4 protein-coding genes are annotated in these 3,962 nt (G+C 61.9%); 2 read left to right on the forward strand and 2 right to left on the reverse strand.

Annotation, left to right across the window (positions count from 1 at the left end; genetic code table 11):
- Positions 1–201: 201 nt before the first annotated feature.
- Complete coding sequence (gene thiI / locus JX325_RS13265) at positions 202–1,380, reverse strand: tRNA uracil 4-sulfurtransferase ThiI (RefSeq protein WP_204791579.1); 1,179 nt, start codon at positions 1,378–1,380, stop codon at positions 202–204.
- Between the two features lie 525 nt (positions 1,381–1,905).
- Here thiI and JX325_RS13270 point away from each other — a divergent pair.
- On the forward strand, positions 1,906–2,532 hold the full coding sequence (locus JX325_RS13270; protein WP_204791580.1) for a flavodoxin family protein: 627 nt from the start codon (positions 1,906–1,908) through the stop codon (positions 2,530–2,532).
- Between the two features lie 63 nt (positions 2,533–2,595).
- On the opposite strand, the gene JX325_RS13275 is transcribed toward JX325_RS13270, so the two are convergent.
- Positions 2,596–2,922, reverse strand: coding sequence for a helix-turn-helix domain-containing protein (locus JX325_RS13275; RefSeq protein ID WP_204791581.1), 327 nt, complete (start codon positions 2,920–2,922; stop codon positions 2,596–2,598).
- A 307-nt stretch (positions 2,923–3,229) separates the two neighbouring features.
- Here JX325_RS13275 and JX325_RS13280 point away from each other — a divergent pair.
- Positions 3,230–3,962 (forward strand): site-specific integrase (locus JX325_RS13280; protein WP_204791582.1); only part of this gene is annotated, 733 nt, incomplete at its 3' end.

Here is a 3,962-nt window from a genome sequence, read left to right on the forward strand (position 1 = left end):
TCTCTTTTTCTTCTGGCAAGAAAAACCGGGGCCCCCGCGCGGCCTGCCGCGTGGGGAGAGGAGGAAGGAACGGAGCAGAGCGCAGTCCTCGCCGTTAGGCGGGGACGGAGTGGGCGGAGTTTCTTCCGACGACATGGGGGGTGCAATGCACCAGCCATCGCTGGTATCCAANNCGCCCCGCCCGCAAGGGCGAGCANCGGNTCAAGGCTTGACCCAGATCCATTCCTCCCCCTCTAGGGAGCGGGCCGTCAGGCCCTNAACATCCAGCNTCGCTTCCGCCGTGCGGACATCCTCCACCTTGGGCCGGGNGGCCNGATGCCGGGGGGTGANCACCGTACAGCAGTCCTCATAAGGCAGAATGGACGTATCATAGGTGCCGATCACCNGTGACATGCGGATATNCTCCACCTTGTCCATGCCGATGAGGGGCCGGAGCACCGGCATCACCGTCACGTCGTCCGTGACGGCCAGGGCCATCATGGTCTGGCTGGCCACCTGGCCCAGGGACTCGNCGGTGATGAGGGCTTTGGNCNCCGCCCGCTTGGCAATGGCCTGGGCCAGGCGCATCATAAAGCGGCGCATGATGAGGGTGAAATACTCCTCGGGGCAGTTCTTTCGGATTTCTTCCTGAATCTCCGTAAAGGGCACGATATGCACCCGGAGACGGCCGCAGTAGGCCGTCAGCAAATGNGCCAGNTCCAGGACCTTGTCCTGGGCCTGCTGGGAGGTGTAGGGCGGGGAGACAAAGTGCACCATCTCCAGCTCCACCCCCCGGCGGGCCATCATCCAGGAGGACACGGGGCTGTCCAGGCCGCCGGAGAGAAGGCTGACGGCGTGGCCCCCCATACCCACGGGGAGCCCCCCCGCTCCGGGAACGGCGGGGGCGTGGACGTANGCGTNCTTCTCCCGGATTTCCACATGGACCGTCAGATCCGGGTTGTGGACGTCCNCCGTCACCTGGGGAAACGCCTCCGCCAGCTNGNNGCCTACGGCCTGGGAGAGCTGGATGGAGTTCATCGGGTAGTTCTTGTCCGCCCGCTTGCTCTCCACCTTGAAGCTCCTGGCGGAGGCGAAGGCGTCCGCCAGGTAGTCCTTGGCGGTTTCCACGATGGCTTCCACCGTCTTCTCGCAGGGGACCGCACGGGCCACGCTGACCACGCCGAACACCTGCCGGGCGGCGGCATAGGCCGCCTCCATGTCGCAGGTGTCCGTGGTGGGCTCGGCGTAGATGGTGCTCTGACGGATGTAGACCTGGAAGCTGCCGCAGGATTTCAGACGGCGGGCCGTGTTGGCCACCAGCCGGTCCTCAAAGGAACGGCGGTTCTGGCCCTTGAGCACCACCTCGCCCAGCTTGAGCAGGAACATTTCATTTTGCCGCATGAGAGTATCCTCCGTAGGTTTAAATTTACGGGTGCTATTATAGCGCACTTTGGGCGGAAGAAAAAGGGGGTTTCCCANAATTCTTGCAATTTTGTTCCCGGTCCGATATAATGAAATTACCTGATAAAAGGAGGGACCGCCATGGTGAAAAAATGGACCGTCCGGCTGGGAATCCTGCTGGTCAGTGCGTGCCCCTACGTCTTTTGGGGGATGTACGCCGACGCCGCTGATAGGAGCATGAAGGGATACCTTCCGTTGCTGGTTTGGGCGGCCGCGCTATACTGGCTGACCGTCAGGACCCGGGACATCCCGGCGCTGCCGGTGGGAANTCTGGTCAGCTTTTTGTCATCTTATTGGTTCANCGCACACTGNCGGCTGGAGAAGTGGGGCTGGATTNTCAAGCCGTTCAGCCCGCCTGGTTTTTTGAAGGCGGTCTCGGCCCTCGTATTGCTGGCCCAGGGAATTTTGCNTTGGGTTTTCGTCGTTCGGAAAGAGCGTTCAAATAAAACATAAGGAGGGAGCCCCATGAAAATTGTCGCCATCAACGGAAGCCCCCGGAAAAACGGAAACACCGCCTTGGTCCTGGAGGCCGCGGGCAAAGAAATTCAGGCCACCGGTGTGGAGTTCCAGGTTTTCCAGCCTGGAGCCAAGGTCCGGCCCTGCATGGCCTGTTACCACTGCCTGAACACCGGGAGCCTCCGCTGTGTCCAGGACGTGGACGGGGTGAATGAAATCATCGCCGCCTGTATCAAGGCGGACGGAATTCTCCTGGCCTCCCCGGTGTACCACGGGGGCATTGCCGGAGGGATGAAGTGCGTGCTGGACCGTCTGATGCTGGCGGCGGGCTGCGGAGTGAACCAGCTCCGCCACAAGGTGGGCGGGGCCCTGTGCACCCTGCGCCGCAGCGGCGGCATGGAGACCTATCAGCAGCTGCTGGGGACCATGGACGCCATGGAAATGATTTTGATGACCTCCGATTACTGGGGCGTGGTTCACGGGGCGGACCCCGGNGAGGCCGCCCGGGATGAGGAGGGCATGGCCGTGGCCGCCCGGCTGGGACGGGACATGGCCTGGATGGTGAAGGTGCTTCACGAGTCAAAGCTCCCCGCCCCGGAGGCGGCGCAGAGGCCCATGATGAACTTTATACGCTGACAACTGCCGGCATGTCCGGCAAAGGGAGAGAGGCCCCTCGGGGCCTCTCTCTTNTTTGCGCGCTCAGTCCCCCNGGAGGAGGAAGAGCTGGAGTACTTTTTCCGCCAGGCGCAGTTCCCGGGGCGTACAGCCCCGCAGAAGCGTTTCCAGAGAGCCCAGGTCCGTCTCTCCGCCCTCCTCCCCGAAGAGTATGTATTCCATGGAAAGCCGGGAGGTCCGGGCTACCTTCATGAGGGTGTCAATGGACATCTGAGAGGTGCCCACCTCANTCTGGCCGTAATACCCGGTACCGATGTCCGCCAGCTCCGCAAACTGCTCCCGGGTCANACCCAGGCGGTTCCGCTGCTGCCGCAGGCGCTGGCCCATGGCGACGCGTTCCTGTTTTGTCATAGAATGTCACTCCTTCCAAGCTGTTTTGTTCAGTCTAACCTTGGGAACTGGCGCGCAAAATATGCTGAAAGATATTGATTTTTGTTATCTTTTGGCGTATGATGCAGAAGGACAAACACGCGCATTCATTGCGGCACAGGCATTTCGGAGCTTTTAAATAGAACTGTATTTGAGATACACGAACGTAACAAATGGGGACGGGAAACGGAAATGCTTTCCTTGGCGCAGACATGGGCCGCCATTCCTGGGATTTCCGGATGGCCTTTTTATTTGTTAAATAAACGTAACATAGAGGGAAGGGGCCGCTATGCAGGACTACGTCGTCAACCGCCCTGACGAGGGGGCAATGGAGCAGGCGCTGCGGGAAAATCCGGGAAACGCCGCGGGGGCCGTGCTGCGCCTGGCTTGGCAGGCCGGGCTGCTGCGGGATGAAATCCAGCACCTTACCTGGGAACAGGTGGACTTTCTGGACGGGTGCCTCGTCCTGCCGGATCGAAAGGTTCCCATCGGGCGGGAGCTGTTGGACTGGCTCCAGGCGCTTCGGGACGGGCGGGACCGGAGCCAGGAGGCGGTGGTTCTCTCGGACCGGGACCGGAAGCCCCTGACGCCCCAGTCCATTTCCCGGCTGGCCCGGGCGGCCCTGGACAAGCAGGGACAAACGTCGGTCCGGCTCATCGANCTGCGTCATGACTTTATCCTCCGGCAGCTGCAGGAGCATGACTGGCAGTATGTCTCCCGGATTACCGGCGTGGAGGCGGCGGGACTCAACGTCCATTTCGCGGAGCATTTGGAGGAGAAAAAAATTTCCACCCGCATCCGCCGGNAGGACTCCGTCCAGATTGACGAGTTCGCCCTGTGGAAGCTCCTGCGGGCCGAGGGAACCAGCCCCGCCGGAATTGCCCTGTGGCTGACCTGGCAGGCGGGGCTGCGGCTGGAAGAGCTCATCTCCCTGACGTGGGACCAGGTGCGGGGAGACCGTCTCTGCCTTCCCCAGCGGGAGGTCCCTCTCAGCGGCGGGGCCAAAAAGGCCTTGGAGGAGC

Origin of the sequence: Oscillibacter sp. CU971, from assembly GCF_905219725.1 — a bacterium.
GTDB lineage: Bacteria > Bacillota > Clostridia > Oscillospirales > Oscillospiraceae > Oscillibacter.